The organism is uncultured Frigoribacterium sp., from assembly GCF_963515265.1.
Classification (GTDB): domain Bacteria; phylum Actinomycetota; class Actinomycetes; order Actinomycetales; family Microbacteriaceae; genus Frigoribacterium.
The window spans coordinates 1-20,846 of the sequence record NZ_CAUPYL010000029.1 but is presented as its reverse complement, the minus strand read 5'-3'; the positions used below and the strand labels follow the sequence as shown (position 1 = coordinate 20,846).

The 20,846-nt window shown below is 73.2% G+C and carries 21 protein-coding genes, 1 pseudogene and 1 riboswitch; of the genes and pseudogenes, 13 read left to right on the top strand and 9 right to left on the bottom strand.

Annotation, left to right across the window (positions count from 1 at the left end):
- A partial coding sequence (locus tag RWM17_RS04955) for a metalloregulator ArsR/SmtB family transcription factor (RefSeq protein ID WP_314101883.1) occupies window positions 1-412 on the bottom strand: 412 nt, incomplete at its 3' end.
- A gap of 34 nt (window positions 413-446) precedes the next feature.
- Here RWM17_RS04955 and RWM17_RS04950 point away from each other — a divergent pair.
- Genes RWM17_RS04950 through RWM17_RS04940 form a run of 3 tightly spaced genes read left to right on the top strand, consistent with a single transcriptional unit; the run spans window position 447 to window position 3,358 of the window.
- Window positions 447-1,904 (top strand): potassium transporter TrkG, encoded by a 1,458-nt coding sequence (locus tag RWM17_RS04950; protein WP_314101882.1) that lies wholly within the window; start codon window positions 447-449, stop codon window positions 1,902-1,904.
- On the top strand, window positions 1,897-2,568 hold the full coding sequence (locus tag RWM17_RS04945; RefSeq protein WP_123546732.1) for a TrkA family potassium uptake protein: 672 nt from the start codon (window positions 1,897-1,899) through the stop codon (window positions 2,566-2,568). The genes RWM17_RS04950 and RWM17_RS04945 overlap by 8 nt, the downstream gene beginning before the upstream one ends.
- Window positions 2,569-2,605: 37 nt before the next feature.
- Entirely contained in the window at window positions 2,606-3,358 is a 753-nt protein-coding gene (locus tag RWM17_RS04940; RefSeq protein WP_314101879.1) for a DUF6584 family protein, read from the top strand.
- Between the two features lie 27 nt (window positions 3,359-3,385).
- On the opposite strand, the gene proC is transcribed toward RWM17_RS04940, so the two are convergent.
- Complete coding sequence (gene proC / locus RWM17_RS04935; RefSeq protein WP_314101878.1) at window positions 3,386-4,237, bottom strand: pyrroline-5-carboxylate reductase; 852 nt, start codon at window positions 4,235-4,237, stop codon at window positions 3,386-3,388.
- Window positions 4,238-4,279: 42 nt separating this feature from the next.
- Here proC and RWM17_RS04930 point away from each other — a divergent pair, with 42 nt between their 5' ends.
- Window positions 4,280-5,242 (top strand): cation diffusion facilitator family transporter, encoded by a 963-nt coding sequence (locus tag RWM17_RS04930; protein WP_314101877.1) that lies wholly within the window; start codon window positions 4,280-4,282, stop codon window positions 5,240-5,242.
- 77 nt (window positions 5,243-5,319) lie between these two features.
- Here the strand turns inward: RWM17_RS04930 and RWM17_RS04925 are convergent, their stop codons facing one another.
- Complete coding sequence (locus RWM17_RS04925; protein ID WP_314101876.1) at window positions 5,320-5,784, bottom strand: nucleoside deaminase; 465 nt, start codon at window positions 5,782-5,784, stop codon at window positions 5,320-5,322.
- A gap of 56 nt (window positions 5,785-5,840) precedes the next feature.
- On the opposite strand from RWM17_RS04925, the gene upp reads away from it, so the two are divergent.
- The 8 genes from upp to RWM17_RS04885 all read left to right on the top strand — a co-directional run bounded on the left by upp (window position 5,841) and on the right by RWM17_RS04885 (window position 14,355).
- Window positions 5,841-6,473, top strand: coding sequence for a uracil phosphoribosyltransferase (gene upp, locus RWM17_RS04920; RefSeq protein ID WP_194612778.1), 633 nt, complete (start codon window positions 5,841-5,843; stop codon window positions 6,471-6,473).
- A gap of 488 nt (window positions 6,474-6,961) precedes the next feature.
- Window positions 6,962-7,729: a winged helix-turn-helix domain-containing protein gene (locus tag RWM17_RS04915; protein ID WP_314101873.1), complete on the top strand. Its 768-nt coding sequence runs from the start codon at window positions 6,962-6,964 to the stop codon at window positions 7,727-7,729.
- A 1,093-nt stretch (window positions 7,730-8,822) separates the two neighbouring features.
- The gene (locus tag RWM17_RS04910) at window positions 8,823-9,323 is read left to right on the top strand and encodes a MarR family winged helix-turn-helix transcriptional regulator (RefSeq protein ID WP_314101872.1); all 501 of its coding nucleotides are present in this window, start codon (window positions 8,823-8,825) and stop codon (window positions 9,321-9,323) included.
- Entirely contained in the window at window positions 9,320-10,714 is a 1,395-nt protein-coding gene (locus RWM17_RS04905; RefSeq protein ID WP_314101870.1) for a deoxyribodipyrimidine photo-lyase, read from the top strand. The genes RWM17_RS04910 and RWM17_RS04905 overlap by 4 nt, the downstream gene beginning before the upstream one ends.
- Before the next feature lie 59 nt (window positions 10,715-10,773).
- The gene (locus RWM17_RS04900) at window positions 10,774-12,228 is read left to right on the top strand and encodes a serine hydrolase domain-containing protein (protein WP_314101868.1); all 1,455 of its coding nucleotides are present in this window, start codon (window positions 10,774-10,776) and stop codon (window positions 12,226-12,228) included.
- A gap of 61 nt (window positions 12,229-12,289) precedes the next feature.
- On the top strand, window positions 12,290-12,805 hold the full coding sequence (locus RWM17_RS04895; RefSeq protein ID WP_314101866.1) for a GNAT family N-acetyltransferase: 516 nt from the start codon (window positions 12,290-12,292) through the stop codon (window positions 12,803-12,805).
- Window positions 12,806-12,886: 81 nt separating this feature from the next.
- Entirely contained in the window at window positions 12,887-13,444 is a 558-nt protein-coding gene (locus tag RWM17_RS04890; RefSeq protein ID WP_123546741.1) for a TetR family transcriptional regulator, read from the top strand.
- 107 nt (window positions 13,445-13,551) lie between these two features.
- Complete coding sequence (locus tag RWM17_RS04885) at window positions 13,552-14,355, top strand: dienelactone hydrolase family protein (RefSeq protein ID WP_314101864.1); 804 nt, start codon at window positions 13,552-13,554, stop codon at window positions 14,353-14,355.
- Window positions 14,356-14,529: 174 nt separating this feature from the next.
- Here RWM17_RS04885 and ribH read toward each other — a convergent pair whose 3' ends face one another.
- The 6 genes and pseudogenes from ribH to RWM17_RS04855 all read right to left on the bottom strand — a co-directional run bounded on the left by ribH (window position 14,530) and on the right by RWM17_RS04855 (window position 19,811).
- On the bottom strand, window positions 14,530-15,024 hold the full coding sequence (gene ribH, locus RWM17_RS04880) for a 6,7-dimethyl-8-ribityllumazine synthase (protein ID WP_192042206.1): 495 nt from the start codon (window positions 15,022-15,024) through the stop codon (window positions 14,530-14,532).
- Between the two features lie 131 nt (window positions 15,025-15,155).
- Window positions 15,156-15,746, bottom strand: a pseudogene (gene ribB / locus RWM17_RS04875) (3,4-dihydroxy-2-butanone-4-phosphate synthase); the annotation flags it as partial.
- Window positions 15,747-15,877: 131 nt separating this feature from the next.
- Window positions 15,878-16,498, bottom strand: a complete 621-nt coding sequence (locus RWM17_RS04870; protein ID WP_314101861.1) for a riboflavin synthase — start codon at window positions 16,496-16,498, stop codon at window positions 15,878-15,880.
- A gap of 194 nt (window positions 16,499-16,692) precedes the next feature.
- Window positions 16,693-16,829, bottom strand: a riboswitch (FMN riboswitch).
- 165 nt (window positions 16,830-16,994) lie between these two features.
- Window positions 16,995-17,690, bottom strand: coding sequence for a pentapeptide repeat-containing protein (locus tag RWM17_RS04865; protein WP_314101859.1), 696 nt, complete (start codon window positions 17,688-17,690; stop codon window positions 16,995-16,997).
- A 79-nt stretch (window positions 17,691-17,769) separates the two neighbouring features.
- Window positions 17,770-19,194, bottom strand: coding sequence for an L-serine ammonia-lyase (locus RWM17_RS04860; protein WP_314101857.1), 1,425 nt, complete (start codon window positions 19,192-19,194; stop codon window positions 17,770-17,772).
- Entirely contained in the window at window positions 19,191-19,811 is a 621-nt protein-coding gene (locus RWM17_RS04855; RefSeq protein ID WP_314101855.1) for a MarR family winged helix-turn-helix transcriptional regulator, read from the bottom strand. Before RWM17_RS04855 ends, RWM17_RS04860 begins: the two co-directional genes overlap by 4 nt.
- Window positions 19,812-19,928: 117 nt before the next feature.
- On the opposite strand from RWM17_RS04855, the gene RWM17_RS04850 reads away from it, so the two are divergent.
- Window positions 19,929-20,846: MMPL family transporter (locus RWM17_RS04850; protein ID WP_314101853.1), on the top strand; the 918-nt coding region annotated here is incomplete at its 3' end.

Sequence of the window (20,846 nt, the reverse complement as noted above, 5' to 3'; positions counted from 1 at the left end):
GTCCCAGCCCGCTCGCGACGTCGGTCGCGTCGGGCAGCGACTCGGCGGCCCGCCGGATGGGCGCCGGCACGCTGGCGCCCGCCCAGGCGGCGAAGGCCCCCGACGCGCCGTCGACGCCGCCGGAGAGGTCCGCCCCGAGGAACGGGACGAGCCAGTCGTCGACCACCTCGAGCGGGCCGATCTCGATGCCGTAGTAACGGTGCTGCCCGTCCTCGCGCACGTGCACGAGCCCTGCGTCGCGGAGGACCCGGAGGTGCTTCGAGACGGTCGGCTGGCTCAGCCCGAGCGCCGTCACCATCTCGCCGACGCTGACGTCGCCGGTGCGCGAGTCGGCAGAGACGTGGGCGTCGAGCAGGACGGTGAGGATGTCCCGGCGCGTGCCGTCGGCGATCACGGCGAAGATGTCGGGCATGCAGCCACAGTAACGACGACGGGCCGGATGTACCATGACGTCCGTGACGCGCGCCTCCGTCGCGCCGCGGCGCGGACCCTCTCCCGGCCCCCGGGGCGTGGTCCACCGCCTGTCCGACTGGGTCGACGACATCGGCCGCAAGTCGCCCGCACGGTTCGCGATCCTCATCTTCACCGGGCTGATCCTCGTCTTCACCGTCGTCTTCTCGCTGCCCGTCTCGTCCGCGGACCGCACCGTGACCCCGCTCGCCGACTCGCTCTTCACCGCGGTGTCCGTGATCTGCGTGACGGGTCTCGCGACCGTCGACATGGCGACCCACTGGTCGCTCTTCGGCCACGTCGTGATCTTCGTCGGCGTGCAGATCGGCGCCATCGGGGTGCTGACCCTCGCCTCGATCATGGGCCTCGTCGTCTCGCGGAAGCTCGGCCTCCGGGCGCGGCTGATGGCCGCCGGGGACAGCAACCCGCTCCGCGCCCACGCGGGCCCGGTGCCGGAGGGCCAGGCGGTCCGCCTCGGCGAGATCGGCGGCCTGCTGACGACCGTCGCGCTCAGCTCGTTCGTGATCCAGCTCGTGATCGCGCTGCTCATGATCCCCCGGATGGTCATCGACGGGATCGCCCTCGGCGACGCGGTGCTCGACAGCTTCTACTACTCGGCGATGGCCTTCACGAACACCGGCTTCACGCCCAACGCCGAGGGCCTTGCCGCCTTCGAGAACGACTACTGGTTCCTCAGCCTGATCATGGTGGGGGTGTTCCTCGGCAGCATCGGGTTCCCCGTGATCTACGCCCTGGCCCGCAACCCGCGGAACCCCCGCCGCTGGTCGGTGCACGTCAAGCTGACCCTGCTGACGACGGCGATCCTGATCGTCTTCGGCATGGTGCTCTACATCGTGCTCGAGTTCGACAACCCGAAGACGTTCGGCGCGATCGAGGCCGGGCCGACCGTGTTCCAGTCCCTGTTCCTCAGCATGATGACGAGGTCGGGCGGCTTCTCGACGATCCAGATCTCGGACCTCAACGGCTCGTCGCTGCTCGTCACCGACATGCTCATGTTCATCGGCGGCGGGTCGGCCTCGACGGCGGGCGGCATCAAGGTCACGACCCTGGCCGTGCTGTTCCTCGCCGCCTTCGCCGAGGCCCGCGGCCAGCGCTCGATGGAGGCCTTCGGCCGCCGCATCCCGAGCGACGTGCTGCGCCTCGCGGTCAGCGTCGTGCTCTGGGGCGCGACGATCGTGGCCGTCTCGAGCATCCTGATCATGCACATCACGAAGGAGCCGCTCGACCACGTGCTCTTCGAGAGCATCTCGGCCTTCGCGACCTCCGGCCTCAGCACGGGGCTCACCGACCGGCTGCCCGACTCGGCCAAGTACATCCTGGCGGTCACCATGTGGATGGGCCGCGTTGGTACAGTGACGCTCTCCGTCGCCCTGGCTGCCAGCCAGCGACGCCAGCTGTTCACGAGAGCCGAGGAGCGACCGATCGTTGGTTGACAGGATCAAGCACGACGCGCCGGTGCTCGTCATCGGCCTCGGCCGCTTCGGCGCCGCGACCGCAGGCCAGCTCGAGCGGCAGGACCGCGACGTGCTCGCCGTCGACACCGACGCCGGGCTCGTGCAGAAGTGGGCCGACCGGGTCACGCACGCCGTCCAGGCCGACGCCCGCAGCATCGACGCGCTCAAGCAGATCGGCGCCCAGGACTTCTCGATCGCGGTCGTCGCCGTGGGTTCGTCGATCGAGGCCAGCGTGCTCATCACGGCCAACCTCGTCGACCTCAAGGTGCCCCAGATCTGGGCCAAGGCGATCAGCCAGTCGCACGGCAAGATCCTCGCCCGCATCGGCGCGAACCACGTCATCTACCCGGAGCGCGAGGCCGGCGAGCGCGTCGCGCACCTCGTCTCGGGACGCATGCTCGACTACATCGAGTTCGACGACGCCTTCGCGATCGTGAAGATGTACCCGCCCAAGCCGGTGCGGGGCGCCTCCTTGGCCGCCTCCAACATCCGCACCAAGTACGGCGTGACGGTCGTCGGGGTGAAGAGCCCGGGAGGCGCCTTCAAGGAGGCGACGCCCGAGACGGTCATCAGCAACCACGACCTCATCATCGTGTCGGGCGACAGCCGCACCATCGAGAAGTTCGCGGCGCTCGAGGGCTGACGCCCGCAGGGGGCGCGCCCTCTGGCACACTCGCGGAGTGCCCGAGCCGCTCCCCCACGACCCCTCCGAGTCGGCGGGGTCGGCGAGGGCCTCGAAGGAGGCGCGGTCACGGCTGCGTCAGCGGATCCACCGTGACCCCGGCGACACCGCCGCGCGGGCCGAGCTCGCGCAGCTCCACCGGGACGCGGGGCACGCCGACCAGGCAGGTCGCTGGGGGCTGCTCGTGCCGGGGTGGACGACGCCTGCCGAGCGGCGGGCCCTCGCCGTGTGGATCGTGCGGAGCGGTCGGCACGACAGGAGCCAGGTGCTCCGGCTCTTGTCGATCCCGTCGAGCAGGAGCGAGACCCCTGGTGCGCTCGACCCCGCAGGTGCACGCCTCCAGCTGCTCTTCCTGGTGGAGGAGGAACTCGTGAGGCTCAGGAAGGAGACCTCGACGCATCCGGTCGTCTGGCTCCGGGAGACCCCTCTGCTCGTCGTGCCCGCCGTGTTGATCGGCGCGGCGGTCGGCTCGGTGTTCTCCGGCATCACCCTCGCCTTCGGCGGCCCCCACGACGAGCCGGCGCAGCCGACATGGTTCCCGTCGAGCTGGGCCGAGATCTGGACGGACGTCGGGCTGCTGACACTCGCGGGCTGGGTGCTCGCCATGGCCGCGAGCGTCGTGGTCCTGGCGACGCGGATGCCGGCCGTTCTCCGACACCGTTCCCGGCTTCGTCGGCGGGAGCGGTCCCGCGCTCATCGAGCCGCTCGCCACGATCTCGGCCAGGGACCCAGACGAGATCGCGACGGCTGAGGCCCTCCGGGCTCGGAACGAGGACGCTCAGCGACCCTCGGCGATCTCGCGGTTCCGGGCGAGGGCGGCCTGCGCGGCTCGGCCGAAGAGGTCGGCGAGGCCGCCCTGCTCGAGCACGGCGACGGCCCGCTCGGTGGTGCCGCCGGGGCTGGTGACGCGCCTGCGGAGCTCTGCGGGCGCCTCCTCGGCCGGGGTCAGGTCGCTCGCGGCGAGCAGCTCGCTCGCGCCGCGGAAGGTGCCCTGGACCATCGTGGCGGCCTGGGCGGGCGTGAAGCCCAGGCCGACGGCCGCCTCCTGCAGGGCCTCGACCAGCAGGTAGACGTAGGCGGGACCGGAGCCCGAGATCGTGCTCAGGGCGTCGATCTGCGACTCGGGCACGACGACGACGCCGCCGACCACCTCGAAGAGCCGCCTCGCGAGCGCGAGGTCGTCGTCGGACGAGCGCGAGCCGGCGCTCAGGCCCGTGACGCCGAGGCCGACGTGCGACGGCGTGTTGGGCATCGACCGGACGACGGCGACGGACGCGGGCAGCGCCGCCTCCATCGTGGCCGTGGTGACGCCCGCGGCGAGGCTCACGACGACGGCGTCGGGCTCGAGGGCCGGGGCGATCTCGGCCAGCAGGTCGACGACCATGTGCGGCTTGACGCCGATCAGCACCAGCCGGGCGCCCTCGACCGCGGCCGCGTTGGCGCCGGGGTCGGTCTCGGTGGCCAGGGAGGTGACGCCCTGCTGCCGGAGCGGGCCCGCCTTGGCCTCGGTGCGGTTGGTGACGCGGATGCCCCCCTCGACGACGACGTCGGGGCCGAGCAGGCCGGCGAGGACGGCGCCGCCCATCGAGCCGGCTCCGAGAACTGCGGTGGCGGGGAGAGTCGTGACCATCGGGCCATCCTAAGATCGACCCAGACACGAGGGGACCTCCACATGAGCACGTCCGGCGGCAACAAGGCGATCTTCGCGGCGCTCGGCGCCAACCTCGGGATCGCGGTGACGAAGTTCGTCGCCTGGTTCTTCTCCGGGTCGTCGTCGATGCTGGCCGAGGGCGTGCACTCCCTCGCCGACTCGGGCAACCAGCTGCTGCTGCTGCTCGGCGGCAAGCAGGCCCGCAAGGCCGCCGACGCCGAGCACCCCTTCGGCTACGGCCGCGAGCGCTACGTCTACGCCTTCGTCGTCTCGATCATCCTGTTCAGCGTCGGCGGCGTCTTCTCGCTCTACGAGGGCGTCGAGAAGCTGCGCGAGCCGCACCCTCTCGACGTGCCCTGGCTGCCCGTCCTCGTGCTCGCGATCTCGCTCGGCCTCGAGAGCTTCTCGCTGCGCACCGCCGTCAAGGAGGCGCGCCCCGCGAAGGGCGCCCAGAGCTGGCCCGCCTTCATCCGCCGGGCCAAGGCGCCCGAGCTGCCGGTGGTGCTGCTCGAGGACGCCGCCGCGCTGCTCGGCCTCAGCTTCGCCATGATCGGCGTCGTCCTCACCTGGATCACCGGCAACGGCGTCTTCGACGCGATCGGCACGCTCGCCATCGGCCTGCTGCTCGTCGCCGTCGCGGTCGTGCTGGGCATCGAGACGAAGAGCCTGCTCGTCGGCGAGGGCGCCTCCGCCGGCGACGTCGAGGCGATCCGCTCGGCGATCACCGACGGCCCCGAGGTCGAGCAGATCGTGCACATGAAGACCCTCTACCTCGGCCCCGACGAGCTGCTCGTCGCCGTCAAGGTCGCCATGGACGGTCGCACGGCGCTGCGCGACGTGTCGTCGGCCATCGACACGATCGAGGCACGCGTCCGCGAGGCCGTGCCGATCGCGCGGGTCATCTACGTCGAGCCCGACGTCTGGCACGAGCCGGACCGGGTCGACCCGCCCACCGACGCGATCGTGATCAAGGCCGCCGACTAGCGGCCGCACCCGCGACTGCACCCGCGCCGGCACCCGCGCCCGCACCCGCGGGTGCGGGCGAGGGTCGGCACCGCGGACTAGCGGCGCTCGGCGAAGAACGCGTCGAGCTGGGCCCGGCACTCGGCCTCGCGCACGCCGGCGAACACCTCGGCGCGGTGCGGCAGCCTGCGGTCGCGGAGGATGTCGTAGACGCTGCCCGCGCCTCCTGCCTTCTCGTCCCACGCGCCGTAGACGACCCGCGGCACACGCGCCGCGAGGATGGCCCCGGCGCACATCGGGCACGGCTCGAGCGTGACGACGAGCGTCGTGCCGGTCAGGTGCCAGTCGCCCGTGTGCCGGGCCGCGGCCCGGAGGGCGAGGACCTCGGCGTGCGCCGTCGGGTCCTGCAGCAGCTCCCGCTCGTTGCGGCCGGTGCCGATCACCCGGCCGGAGGCGTCCAGCACGACCGCGCCCACGGGCACGTCGTCGGACGCCCGGCAGCCCTCGGCCTGGGCGAGCGCGTCGCCCATCCACGCCTCGAGCTGCGACGGGACGAGGGGCACGGCGACGCTCCAGGGACGGGACTCGCGGGCCGGTCGACTCCGCTACCGTGGAGCCTATGCGAGTGCACGTAGCGGACCACCCCCTCATCACCCACAAGCTGACCGTGCTCCGCGACAAGAACACGCCGTCGCCGACCTTCCGGGCCCTGACCGAGGAGCTCGTCACGCTGCTCGCCTACGAGGCGACGCGCGACGTGCGGACCACCCCCGTCGACATCGAGACGCCGGTCGGCCCGGCCACCGGCCTCGAGATCAGCCAGCCGCGGCCGCTGGTCGTCCCGATCCTGCGCGCCGGGCTCGGCATGCTCGAGGGCATGACCAAGCTCGTCCCGACCGCCGAGGTCGGGTTCCTCGGGATGGTCCGGGACGAGGAGACGCTGCAGCCGACGACCTACGCCGAGCGCCTGCCCGACGACCTCTCGAACCGCCAGTGCTTCGTGCTCGACCCGATGCTCGCGACGGGCGGCTCGCTCATCGCCGCGATCGACTACCTGCTCGACCGCGGCGCGGTCGACGTCACCGCCGTCTGCATCCTCGCCGCCCCCGAGGGCCTCGCGGCCGTCGAGGCCGCGATGGAGGGACGCGACGTGCACGTCGTCCTCGGCGCCGTCGACGAGAAGCTCGACGAGAACGGCTACATCGTGCCCGGGCTGGGCGACGCGGGCGACCGTCTCTACGGCCTCGCCTGAGCGACCCTGCTCCTGCTCGACCCGAGCGCCCGATCCGGCCACGCCCTCGCGGCGTGCGCACGGATCGGGCGCTCCGTCGTGTCGCCTTGACACGCGTCCGGCCCCTGGCCGAGAATCGCTCCATGACTTCCCACGTGTTCGCTCCGACCTCCCTCGAGGCCTTCGGGAGCGCCGGCATCATGATGCCGATGCACGCGGTCATGTGTCGAATGTGTGCCTGACCCGGCCACACACCTCGCCGAGTCGCAGCTGCTGACACCGCCAGCTGAGCTCACGTCCCCACCCGGACGTCGAGTCATCGACTCCCGGACGATCCGCGTCGTCACCCGACGCGCGTCTGGACGGTGCACCGCACCGACTGCTCGTGACGCACGGCACCATCGCCGGCGGGATCGAGCACCGACACACATCGAGCACGACGCTCCTGCCCCTGGCCGCCGCCGGGCACGGAGTCGTCCTGCCGCCCTCCCGCAAGGACCCCGCCTGTCATGTCCCTCATCCTCGACCGCCCCGTCACCGCAGCCCGCACCGTCTCGCCGGCCCGCACCTCCTCGGCCGCTGCTCCGCTGAGCCGGACCGCAGCTGCCGCCGCCGCCGCCACTGCGGCCGCACCCACGGAGCCAGCTGCTCCCCGACCCCGAGCCCTGCCGGAGGGCACCGAGGCCCGCGGCTTCGCCCTCTACGTCGGCATCGACGAGGTCACCGCCGCCCAGACCGGCACCGAGCTCGGCGACATCGTGGCGCAGATCAAGGCGCTCGTCGCCCAGATCGCCCCGGCCGCCGAGACGCACGCCGCGGTCGCGATCGCCCCCACCGGCGCCGGCGGCCGGGACGTCGACGTCGTCCGCCTCGCCCTGCAGGACCCGTCCGCCGTCGCCGCCCGTCGCCAGGCCGCCGAGGTGGCCGAGGAGCCCGGTGCACGCGGCGGCGTGGTCGTCGACATCTCGCGCAAGCGCGTCCTGCTCGACGGCGAGGCCGCGAACCTCACCTACAAGGAGTTCGAGCTGCTGCAGTACCTCGTGCTCCGCGAGGGACGCACGATCGAGCGCTCCGAACTGATCGGAGGGCTCTGGGCCGACGGCGACGACGAGGTGCCGAACGAGCGCACGATCGACGTCCACGTGCGTCGCCTCCGCGCGAAGCTCGGCGCCTTCGAGGACGTCATCCGCACCGTGCGCGGCGCCGGCTACCGCTTCGACCGGCACGCCGACGTCTCGATCCGCCACGCGTCGACCCCTTCGCCTGACCTCTTCTAGGGCCCCTACGCCACTCCCGTCGGGCGCCAAGCACCCGGCAAGGCTCAGCGCACTCAACGGTCTGGGACATGTCGGCCCTCAGCAACTGCAACCTGCCCTTTCACCGGGCGAGCGCGGCCCTCAACTGTTCAGCAACGGACGTTGCGCTGATTCGTGTCTCACCGCTGACAATCTCGCCGTCGCGGCGAGTGGCGACCAGAATCCGAACTCGTACGCCACCCGGAGCAAAGGCGTTCAAGAAGCGGAGAATGGAAGGGAAGAGTCCCGGCTTGGCGAGCCAACGCGACGCTTCGCGTTCATCGGCTGCCAGATCCTGGGTGCGGTCCACACCCCAAGCAGCGATCCGAGCTTGCTCGCGTCGAGTGGAATAAAGCTTTTCGAGATCGGCGAGACGGAACTGAGCCGTCCAAGTCGCCGAGGCACCGCCTTGAACGAGGATTGGCAGCTGGGGGTACCCGGACATGAGAAGGTGCGGAGCCCTGACGAACTCTGGTTCTGCACAGGAATCATCATGAACCCGCAGCGCAGGCACTATTGCTAGGACTTCCGCCTCTCGCGAGTCGGCCTTAACGTTTGCGACGGAAACTGAGAGTCGGACGAGATGGTTCATGTGAGTCGCAGAGACACGAACACGCAGCACAGGTCGAGGCTGGCGATCAACGCGCTTCCGCCCGACCACAGAAGCCACGACTCTACCGCTGGCACCGATAACTGTCGTCACAACTGGGTCCATGGTGAGACCGTAGCGCACCCTCCACTAGAACTGAGAGACAGTCAACTCGCATGAGGAGGCGAGCGGCGTGCTTTGCAACTCGTCAATCACGCTCGCGGAGAGTTCCCAGGAAAATAACGTTTCGATAACTAGACGACCGTTACCTGGCCGTTATATCGTGAGCGGGTCGAGGTCGTTTGCTGTGGCGGCCGAGGCAGGATGTGATTGCAGGACAACTCTGGTGCAAGGGAATGAAGGCCGGTCGCTCAGCGACCGGCCTTCTGTCGTTCCCGGACGCGCGAGCGGCCCCCTGCCCCTCGTCGGCCGCCTGTCGGCCGTCTTCCCTAGACTCTCGAGAGGACCGAGAGCACGAGGAGCAACATGAGCGACACAGCGGTGGCCGTCGGGGCCTGGGAGTCGCTCTTCCGGGCACAGGTGACGGTGATGCGCGAGCTCAACGCCCGCTTCCCCACCGACGAGATCTCGTTCAACGAGTACGACGTGCTCTTCAACCTGTCGAACCAGCCCGGCCGCAGCGCGCGCATCCGTGACCTCACGCGTCACCTCCTCCTCACGCAGCCGAGCATCAGCCGGCTCGTCGACCGTCTCGCCTCGCGCGGGATCGTCGAGAAGCACAGCGACCCGGGCGACGGCCGCGGCATCATCGTGTCGATGACCGACGAGGGGTCGGCGCTCTACCGTCGCACTGCGGTCAGCCACGCGGCCGCGATCGCCGAGCGGGTCGGCGGCAGCCTCGACCACGACGAGCTCGTGGCCCTCACCGACCTCTGCACCCGGCTCCGCGTCGGGTCGTCCGACGGCGACCCGGAGCCCGACGACGAGGGCGCTGTGCCGGCGCCCGGGACGGACGGCACCGCGTGAGCACCGCCTCCTCGACCACCAGCCCGACGATCGTCTGGCTGCGCGACGACCTGCGGATCGCGGACAACCCCGCGCTCGACGCGGCGGTCACCCGCGGCGGCCCCGTGGTCGTGCTCTACCTGCTCGACGAGCAGTCGCCGGGAATCAGGGCGCTCGGCGGCGCCGCGCGCTGGTGGCTGCACCACAGCCTCGCGTCGCTGGACCACGACCTCCGCGAGCTCGGCGCCTCGTTGACGCTGCGCCGGGGCGCGGCGGCCACGGAGGTGCCCGCGCTCGTCGCCGAGACCGGCGCCGGCGCCGTGTCCTGGAACCGCCGCTACGGCCTCGCCGCCCGCGAGGTCGACGCGGCCCTCAAGTCGGCGCTGCACGACGACGGCGTCGACGCCCACAGCTTCCAGGGCTCGCTGATGTTCGAGCCGTGGACGGTGCAGACCGGCTCGGGCGAGCCGTTCAAGGTCTTCACCCCGTTCTGGCGCGCGTGCCTCAGCCGGCCCGAGCCTCGGGAGCCGCTCGCCGCGCCCGAGCGGCTCACGGCGCCGGACGTGCTCCCCGCCAGCGACGACCTCGACTCCTGGCAGCTGCTGCCCACGCAGCCCGACTGGGCCGCCGGCCTCCGCGAGACGTGGACGCCCGGCGAGTCCGCCGCCCTCGACGTCCTCGAGGAGTTCGCGACCGGGCACCTCGCCGACTACGACCAGCGGGACTTCCCCTCGCAGGAGGCGACCAGTCGTCTCTCGCCACGCCTGCGCTGGGGCGAGGTCAGCCCGTTCCAGGTCTGGCACCGCATGCAGGCCGACCTGCCGGCCGCCTCCCGCGAGCAGGCGCAGGGGTTCCTCCGCGAGCTGGTCTGGCGCGAGTTCAACCACACCGTGCTGTTCGCGAACCCGCACCTCGCGACGAAGAACTACCGGCCCGAGTTCGACGCGTTCCCGTGGGAGGACCTCCCCGAGGCCGACCTCGACCGGTGGCGGCGGGGCACGACCGGCGTCCCGCTCGTCGACGCCGGCATGCGCCAGCTCTGGACGACGGGCTGGATGCACAACCGGGTGCGCATGGTGACCGCGAGCTTCCTGGTCAAGAACCTGCTCGTCGACTGGCGCGTGGGCGAGGAGTGGTTCTGGGACACCCTCGTCGACGCCGACGAGGCGAACAACCCCGCCAACTGGCAGTGGACGGCCGGCTCGGGCGCCGATGCGGCACCGTACTTCCGCGTGTTCAACCCCGAGCTGCAGGCCAGCAAGTTCGACGGGCACCGCGGCTACGTGCGCGAGTGGGTGCCCGAGGTCGACGACGACGACTACCCCGAGCCGATGGTCGACCTGAAGCAGTCCCGACGCGAGGCGCTCGACGCCTACGAGAAGATGCGGCGCACCCCGCCTGCGGGCTCGTGACGATCCCCGGCCCTGACGCGCCTCCTCCCCACGCGACCCGCCTCCCGACGAGAGACACGATGACCAGCTCGCCCCGCACCTCCGGCGTGGACGCCGTGTTCGACGCCCGCCAGTCCGACGAGAAGGCGCCGAGCTCGGTCTTCGCGACCTTCGACCACGACGGCGTCACGCACCACGGCAGCCGCGGAACGCTCGACGGCTCCCCGGGCGGTCCCGTGCCCGGGCCCCACACGGCGTACCGCATCGCCTCGTGCACGAAGAGCTTCACCGCCGTCGCGCTGCTGGCGCTGCGCGACGAGGGGCGGCTCGTGCTCGACGCCCCGGTCACGGACTTCGTGCCCGCCTTCGCCGACGTCGTGCTGCCGACCGCCGACTCCCCCGTGCCGACGGTGCGCATGCTGATGACCATGTCGGGCGGCCTGCCCACCGACGACCCGTGGGGCGACCGGCAGGAGTCGATCACCGACGACGAGCTCGACGACCTGCTGCGCGGCGGCCTCCGCTTCGACAGCGTGCCGGGCACGGCCTTCGCCTACTCCAACCTCGGCTGGGCCCTGCTCGGCCGCGTCGTGTCCTCGGTCACGGGTCGCCCGTACCGCGAGGTCGTCGAGCAGAGGGTCCTCGAGCCGCTCGGTCTGAGGTCGACGGGCTTCACGAGCGACGTCGACGCCTCGGGCGGCCTCGCCGTGGGCCACCGCCGCGGCGACGACGGCTGGGAGCCCCTCCCCTTCTCCGGCCCCGGCGCCTTCTCGCCGATCGGCGGCCTGTTCAGCACCACCACCGACCTCGCCCGCTGGGCGCGCTGGCTCGCCTCGGCCTTCGACGACGAGGGCCGCGGCGACGTCGACGGCGTCCTGAGCCGCGCCTCCCGGCGCGAGATGCAGCAGCTGCAGCGCTTCGTGCCCGGCCTCGGGACGCATCCCTCCGGCTACGGCTTCGGCCTCGTCGTCGAGCACTACCCGGACCTCGGCACGGTCGTCTCGCACAGCGGCGGCTACCCCGGGTTCTCGGCCCACATGCGCTGGCAGACCGCCACCGGGCTCGGCGTCGTCGGGTTCGAGAACGCGACGTACGCCCAGGTGTCCGTCCCCGTGGGGCTCGCGCTCGACGGCATGATGGCCGACGCCGAGGAGGCGCGGGTCGTCGTGACGCCGTGGCCCGAGACGCTCGCGGCGGCGGCAGCCGTCGAGGCCGTCGTGCGCGGCGGCGACGTGCCGGCAGGCCTGCTCAGCGAGAACGTCGAGCTCGACGTGCCGCTCGAGCGGCGACGTCGGCTCTGGGCGGGGGCGGTCGACTCGCTCGGCGGTCTCGTCGACCCGCGGGAGGCCCCGGCCGGCGCCTCCTCGATCGTGCGCGACGAACCCGACGTGCCAGCCGCCTCCTCGGCCGTGCCCTCGCACCGGGTCTGGCAGCTGCCTGCCCGGCGGGGATCGCTGCGGATCGAGATCCGGCTGACGCCGGAGGGCACGCCCCGCGTCCAGACGATCGGCGTGCGGGCCGTCCCGGCACGCTGACGGAGCGCTGCACGCACCCGCCGGTGCCGCGACCGCGCGCCTCGGGCCCTAGCCTGGTGAGGTGACCGTCCAGTTCCGCATCTCCTCCGTCGCCCTGATCGACCCCCTGCGTCTCTACGATCTGCTGCGACTGCGCGTCGACGTCTTCGTCGTCGAGCAGGAGTGCGCCTACCCGGAGCTCGACGGCCGCGACGTCGAGCCCGACGCGGTGATGCTCTGGGCCGAGGAGGACGAGCAGGTGCTCGCCACCGTGAGGCTGCTCGTGGACCACGCCGACGCCGCTTCCGCTGCGGCCGCCGATCCTGCTGCCGCTGCCGACGCCCTGCGGATCGGGCGGGTCGCCACCGCGCCCGCCGCACGGGGACGCGGCCTCGCCGCCGACCTGATGCGCCTCGCGCTGGACCGCGCCGAGGGGCGGCTCGTGCGGCTCGACGCGCAGGCGCACCTCGAGGGCTGGTACGCGCGCTTCGGGTTCGTCGTCGACGGCCCCGGGTTCCTCGAGGACGGCATCCCGCACGTGCCGATGTCGCGGGCGGCGACGCCGCCCGAGGCCGTGTCGTCCGCGACGCACGACTAGACCACCGGGCCGCGGCGGCCGCCCTGGCCGATCGGCGACCGGACCGTCGCGTCCGGTCGCGGCCGGCCCTACACTCGGGCCATGGAACGCCGTGCGACCCCGCCCCGTGAGCGCATCCTCGCCGCCGCGAGGGGCGAGTTCGCCGCCACCGGCCTGGCCGGTGCCCGCATCGACGCGATCGCGCGCGAGGCCGAGGCGAGCAAGGAACGGCTCTACGCCCACTTCTCGACGAAGCGCGACCTCTTCGACGCCGTCCTCGGCGAGAGCATCGACCGGTGGGTGCAGGCCATCCCCTTCGACGCCCACGACCTGCCCGGCTGGGCCCGGCGTCTCTACGACCACCTGGCCCTGCACCCCGACGACGCCCGCATGTTGCTCTGGGGCCAGATCGAGGGCGCCTCATTGCCGAGCCCGGGCGTGGTCGACCACGCCCAGCTCGAGGCGCGCCGCGCCGCGGTGCAGGAGGCTCAGGAGACCGGCCACATCGCGCCCGGCTGGAACGCCGACGAGCTGTTGACCATGGTGTTCGGGGTCGTCCTCGGCTGGTTCGTCACGCCGTCCGCGACGAACCTGCACGGCGGCCCGCACGAGCGGCGCTGCGACGTCGTGGAGGAGGCCGTGAGGCGCCTGGTCGGCTGACCCGCACCTCCTCGGGTCCGCGTGTCCGCGCGTCCGTTCGTCCGCACGTCCTCGCGTCCGTTCGTCCGCACGTCCTCGCCTCACGGGCCGGGAGTAGCGTCGCGCTCGTGACCACGACAGAACTGCTGCCCGACCTCTCCCCCGAACTCCGCACCGTGCTCGACACGGTGCCCGACACCGGCACCGTCCAGGGCGGCGACGTCGTCTGGGACGACGACGGGACGCCCCTCGAGGGCTGGCTCGCGACCCCGGACGCTGCCGCCTCGGCCGGCCCCGACGAGCTGCGTCCCGCGGTGCTCGTGCTGCACGACTGGTTCGGCGTCGTCGACCACGTCAAGGTGCGAGCCGTGATGCTCGCCCGCCTCGGCTACGTCGCCCTCGCCGGGGACGTCTACGGCCAGGGCGTCCGCCCCGGGCCGGAGGAGGCGGGCGCCCAGGCCGGCGCCTGGTACGGCGACGTCCCCGCGTTCCGCGCACGACTCGCCGCGAACCTCGAGCGGCTGCGGTCCGAGCCCGGCGTCGACCCCGCTCGCATCGCCGTGATGGGGTACTGCTTCGGCGGCTCGGGCGCCCTCGAGCTCGCCCGTTCAGGCGCCGACGTCGCGGCGGTCGCGTCGTTCCACGGCGGCCTCGGCACACAGCTGCCCGCCGAGGAGGGCGCCGTGACGGCGCCGCTGCTCGTCATGACGGGCACGGCCGACCCGGTCGTCCCCGACGACGCCGTCGTCGCCTTCGAGGACGAGCTCCGCGCCGCCGGCGCCACGGACTGGCAGGTCGTCAGCTACAGCGACGCGATGCACGCCTTCGCGGTGCCCGGCACCGACTCCCCCGAGCACGGCGCGCAGTACCAGGCCGTCGCCGACCGCCGCTCATGGGCCCAGATGCGCGCCTTCTTCGAGGAAGTCCTCTAGGCGCCGCCTGCTGGCCCGGCCAGGCTTGCCGGGCCGGCCGGGATCGCCGGGCCGGCCTGCCCGTCCGTGCGCTCCCCGCAGGGGAGAAGGGGCGGCGACGGGGTGGGCCCACGCCGCCCGTGTCCCTCGACGCCTCCCTCGCAGAACTCGCCGACCTCGTGGCCAGGCAGCTCCCTAGGCCACGTGGCCCGAGCCACCTGCGGCGATCGCCCGGAGCTGGACGGCCGTCGCGACGGCGGCGTGGGCGGCCTCGGCGCCCTTGTCCTCCTTCGAGCCCGGCAGGCCGGCCCGGTCGAGGCCCTGCTGCTCGTCGTCGAGGGTGAGCACGCCGAACCCGACGGGCTTGCCCGTGTCGAGCGAGACGCGCAGCAGCCCCGACGTGGCCGCGTCCGAGACGTACTCGAAGTGCGGCGTGCCGCCCCGGATGATCACGCCGAGCGCCACGACCGCGTCGGCGCCGGCCTCGAGCGCGGCCTTCGCGACCACGGGCAGCTCGAAGCTGCCGGGCACGCGCAGCACCTCGGCCGTGGCGCCGAGCCGCTCCACGGTGGCCAGTGCCCCGGCGAGCAGGCCGTCGGTGATGGTCTCGTGCCAGGTCCCGGCGACGATCGCGACGCGCACGCCGGTCCCGTCGACGTCGATCTCGGTGGGGGCGCCCTCGACGCTCATGTGTGTCTCCTCAGGTGGGGTGGTGCGGGTGGCATGGGTGGGGCAGGCGGTCGACGGCTGGGCGGTGACCGCTCGGCGTCGCCGCCAGCCGTGGCCGGGCGGTCGGGCCGTCGGGCTCAGTCCTGCTGGTCGTGCTCGTCCAGCCAGACCACGAGCTGGGCGATCGACACGACGGGCACGCCGTCGCGGGCGCCGAGGGCGACGAGCCCGGGCCAGCGCATCATCTCGCCGTCGTCGGCGACGATCTCGCTGATGGCGGCGACGGGGCGGAGGCCGGCCGCGCGCATCAGGTCGACCGCCGCCTCCGTGTGCCCGTTCCGCTCGCGGACGCCGCCGGGGCGGGCGCGCAGGGGCAGCACGTGCCCGGGGCGATGCAGGTCGTCGCGGACGGACGCGGGGTCCGCGAGGACCCGCAGCGTCGTAGCCCGGTCGGAGGCGCTGATGCCCGTCGTCACGCCTGCCGAGGCGTCGACGCTGACCGTGTAGGCGGTGCCACGGGCGTCCTCGTTGTGGGCGACCATCGGCGGCAGGTCGAGGGCGTCCGCGATCTCCGCCGCCATCGGCGCGCAGACGAATCCGGACGAGACCCGGACGGTCCAGGCGAGCCACTCGGGCGTGGCCAGCTCGGCCGAGAGCACGACGTCGCCCTCGTCCTCGCGGGACGCGTCGTCGGCCACGATGACGGGACGCCCCTGGCGCAGGTGGTCGAGCGCGGCCTCGATCGAGGAGGCGCCCGTCGCCTCGGCCGTGTCGGCCGCGGCACCCGGGTCGGTGACGGGAGGCACGCGGACCGCGTCGTCGGCTCGAGCTGTGTCGCCCGCGCCGACCGCGTCGTCGGCTCCTGCCGTGCCGGTCACGACGTCGCCCCCGCCCCGAGGGCGAGCATGCGGCGCACGTGCCGCGCGACCACGTCGGTCTCGACGTTGACCCGGCTGCCGACGACCGCGCGGCCGAGGGTGGTCGCGGCGAGCGTCTCGGGGATGAGGCTGACCTCGAACCAGCCGGGCTGCTCGTGCGGCTCGCTGATCGCGCTCACCGTGAGGCTGACCCCGTCGAGGGTGACCGAGCCCTTGTCGACCAGCAGCGGCGACAGCTCGTCGTCGAGCGTCAGCCGGACACGGCGCCAGGCCTCGCCCGGCTCGATCTCGACGACGGACGCCGTCCCGTCGACGTGGCCCTGGACGATGTGCCCGCCGAGGCGGTCGCCCACCCGGGCGGCACGCTCGAGGTTGACCGGCGACCCGGCGCCGAGCCCGGCGAGGGTGCTGACCGTGAGCGTCTGCTTCATCACGTCGGCGGTGAACGCGCCCTCGCCATGGTCGACGACGGTGAGGCACACGCCGCTGACCGAGATCGAGTCGCCGTGCCCGGCGTCGTCGACGACGAGGGGTCCGCGGACGGTGAGACGGACGCTGTCGCCGACGTCGTCGATCCGGACGACCTCGCCGACCTCCTCCACGAGCCCGGTGAACATCAGCGGCCCGCCGTCTCTGTCGAGGCGGCGGCCACGAAGGACGTCACGGAGGCGTCGGCCGGTGGCGTGGTGTCAGGGGCGCACGAGGAGGTGCGGTGCAGCGAGGTCATGTCGGTCTCCGTCCGGAAGGGGCGGCTCCGGGGGACGACGCAGGGTCGCTCAGCTGGGCGCGCTCTCACGAGACGACGCCCGGCCCGCGCTTCCTCTCATCCGGACTGTGACCGTCGGCACCGGAGTTCCACCGGTTCAACCGGACGACACCCCGGAGGGCGTCGTGCCGGGTCGCGGGCTGTGACCGCCGGTTCAGATTTGCACTGACCCCGGAGCGCGTTGCTCACGGCGACCCTAGCACCGCGCCCGACGAGGACGCCGGACGCTCGTCCACGGGCGCGTGCCTCACGCGCCACACCCCCGAACCTGCATCACACCCCTGAATTCAGGGGCGTGATGCAGGTTCGGGGGTGCAGTGCAGGCGCCCGCCCGGGGAGCCGTCCGCTCAGTCGACGACGACGCCGAGGTGCGCGGCGAACACGCCTGCCATCGACGCGAGCTGGAGGTGGTCGATCGTCGCGCCGCGAAGGCCGTCGAGTCCGTCGACCCGGTCGAGGTCGGTGGTGCGCAGGTCGGTGTGGGCGAGGGAGGCGCCGGTCAGGTCGAGCGTGCCGACACGGCAGTCGACGAAGGCGACGCGCAGGCCCTCGGCCCCCTGCAGGTCGAGCTCGCCGACGACGCAGCCCTCGAGCACGACGTCGGTCAGCCGGGCGCCCCGGAGGTTGAGGTAGTCGATCTTGCCGCCGACGATCCGCACCGACTGCCACGAGGCGTCGAACAGCTCGGCCGAGCCCCAGCGCGGCCGCTCGACCCGGACGTCGCGCCAGGTCGCCCGGGCCGACGAGAGCTCGGGGGCGAACGAGTCGGAGACCACGGACTCGACGATGCGGGTGCCCCTCAGCCGGGCGCCGTCGAGCCGGGGCGACTCGAACACGCACTCGGAGAAGGACGAGCCCTCGAGGTCGCGGTCGGCCAGGTCGGCGTCGACGAACCGCTCGAGCTCGCGGTGGTCGCGGGGCCCCAGCAGGTCGGCGCCCATGTCGACGAGGCCCTGCGGGTCGAGCGGGTCGAGCCGCGGGGCGTCGGTGCCGCCGCCCACGCTGGCGACGGTGCGGGACGAGGGGCGGCGCGGCGGGGTCATGCGACCACGGTAGCGGCGGGGTCCGACAGCGCCTGCGCCTCCTCGGCGGCCCCGGTCTCGAGCCGGCCCCGCGGCTCCCTCAGCACTCGACGACGTTGACCGCGAGGCCCGCCCGGCTCGTCTCCTTGTAGCTGTCGGCCATGTCGCGCCCGGTCTGGCGCATCGTCTCGATCACGGTGTCGAGGCTGACGACGTGGCTGCCGTCGCCCAGCAGGGCCATGCGCGCGGCGGCCACGGCGGTTCCGGCGGCGATGGCGTTCCGCTCGATGCAGGGCACCTGGACGAAGCCGCCGACCGGGTCGCAGGTGAGGCCGAGGTGGTGCTCCATCGCGATCTCGGCGGCGTTCTCGACCTGGCGCGGCGTGCCGCCCAGCAGGCCGGTGAGCGCCCCCGCGGCCATCGACGAGGCCGAGCCGACCTCGCCCTGGCAGCCGGCCTCGGCGCCCGAGATCGAGGCGTTGCGCTTGTAGAGGGAGCCGATCGCGGCGGCGGTCAGCAGGTAGTCGCGAGCCAGGGAGGCGCGGGTCGCCCCGTGGAACCGCATCGCGTAGTAGCCCACGGCCGGCACGATGCCCGCGGCGCCGTTGGTCGGCGCGGTGACGACGCGTCCCCCGCCCGCGTTCTCCTCGTTGACGGCCATCGCATAGGCCTGCAGCCACTGGGCGGGCAGGTCGGAGGTGAGCAGCGACGAGGCCTGGCCCTGCTCGATCGCGGTGCCGGAGAGGGCGTACCGCTCGGCCCGCTCCTCCTGCAGGCGCAGCCGCTCGGCGACCTGGCGGGCGCGGCGAGGCACCTTCATCCAGCCGGGCAGGACGCCGGAGGCGGCGAGGCCGGTGTCGATGCACGCCTCCATCGCGGCCCAGCGGGCGTCGAGGCCGGCCTGCGCCGTCTCCTCACCGTGCAGGGCGACCTCGTTGCGCCAGGCCAGCTCGGCGATGCCGATGCCCTCGGCGTCGCAGAGCCGGAGCAGGTCGTCGGCGTCGCGGAAGGCGAGCGGCGCCTCGCGGGCGGGCACGGCGTGCTCGTCGTCGCCGTCGCGCACGACGAAGCCGCCGCCGATCGAGAAGAACGTGTCGCGCGCGATGCTCTGCCCGTCGGCGTCGAGCGCCTCGAGGCCCATCGCGTTCGGGTGCCGCGGGATGCGCGTCAGCGGCGCCATCCGCAGGTCGCCCCGGGCGAAGGCGATCTGGTGCGTGCCGAGCAGCCGGATGCCGCCGCCCGCCTCCACCGCCTCCTGCATGCGCGAGATCGTCGCCGGGTCGCCCGTCTCGGGCGCGAGGCCCGCGAGGCCCGCGAGCACGGCCGACGGGGTGCCGTGCCCGAGGCCGGTGGCGGCGAGGGAGCCGTAGAGCACGACCTCGACCCGGGCGACGTCGCCCAGCCGGCCGGCGTCGCGGACCGTCTCGAGGAACAGGCGGGCGGCGCGCATCGGACCCACGGTGTGCGAGCTCGACGGGCCGATGCCGACCGAGAAGAGGTCGAGGCCGGAGACGTAGTCGGTCATCGTGCTGCTCCTGGTGCTGTCGGGGAGTCGGGTGTCGGCGCAGGGGCGCCCGCGGCGGAGGCGGCCGCCGAGCGGTCGCCGGTGCTGCGGGCGTGCTCGGCCATCGCGACGGACATGTCGGCCAGGAACCGCTGGACGGTGCGCAGCTCGGCGGCGTCGAACTGGTCCATCACCGTCGCGCTGAGGCGGCCGAGGGGGCCGAAGAACTGGCCGGCGACCGCGCGGGCGGCCTCCGAGTAGTGCACGAGCACGCGGCGCCGGTCGGCGTCGTCGCGGCTGCGGTGCACGTGGCCGGCGCGCTCGAGACGGTCGATGACCCCGGTCGCGGCGCCCGAGGTGACCCCGAGCAGGTCGCCGAGCCGGCCCGACGTCACGGGGTCGCCGCGCTGCTCGGCCTGCATCACGTGCAGCAGCGCCTCGAGGTCGATGTGGCCGAGGCCCTGCTGCCCGGCGAAGGCCTGGGCCACGCGCTGCGACTCGGTCGTCAGGCGCTGCATCGAGGCGACGACGTCGCGGCGGACGGGGTCGTCGTGGGCGCCCGTGTGCGCACCACCGTGCTCGCCGTCGGCTGCGGTGCCGCCGCCTCGCGGGCCGGGCGTCGTCGTCGTGTCGGTCATCGCGCCTCCTCGTCTGATTCTCCCGGACGCAGGGCGCCCGGTGTGCCATAGTCTTATTTGCTAAGACTCTTTGTCAGCGAATCACCTCATCCTGCTCGTTCATCCTCGGAGGACCCCGTGCGCGCACTCGCCCGACTCGTCAGCGGACACCGCACCGCCTGGGCGGTGCTCGGCGGCACGCTCGTCGTCGTCGCCCTGCTGCTCGCCTTGCTGCCCTCGGGCGACGACGAGGCGTTCCCGCCGTCGGGCCTGCCCGACTCGAGCGAGGCGGCGCAGGTGACCGCGCTGCTCGACGAGTTCCCGTCGGCCGACGCCACCGTGGGGATCCTGGTCTGGAGCAGAGGAGGAGCCGAGCTGTCGAGCGCCGACCTCGCGGCCGTCGACACGGCCGCGTCCGCCCTCGCGGAGCAGTCGACCACGCCGCAGGCCGTCCGCCCGCAGGTGAGCGACGACGGCTCCGCCGCCCTCGTCGCCGTGCCGCTCTCGGCCGCCGACGTCGAGGCCGACGTGAGCGGCACGGCGACGAGCCTCCGCGACGCCGCCTCCGCCCAGCTGCCCGACGGGCTCCGTGCGTACCTGACCGGGCCGGTGGGGTTCCAGGACGACGTCGCGAACGCGTTCGCGGGGGCCGACTTCCGCCTCCTGCTCGTCACCGTGCTCGTGGTGGCCGTGCTGCTGATCGTGACCTACCGCAGCCCCGTCCTCTGGATCGTGCCCCTGGTCGTCGTCGGCGTCGCCGACTTCCTCGCCGGCCGGGTGGTCGCCGCCCTCGCCGAGCCCCTCGGCGTCACCGTCGACGCCTCGATCTCGGGCATCCTCTCGGTGCTCGTCTTCGGCGCCGGCACGAACTACGCGCTGCTGCTGGTGGCCCGCTACCGCGAGGAGCTGCTCGTCCGGCCCGACCGGCACGAAGCGATGCGGACGGCCGTGCGGAGCGCCGGCCCGGCCATCGCCGCGAGCGGCGGCACCGTCGCGCTCAGCCTCGCGACCCTGCTGCTCGCCGAGCTCTCGGGCAACCGCGCGCTCGGGGCCGCC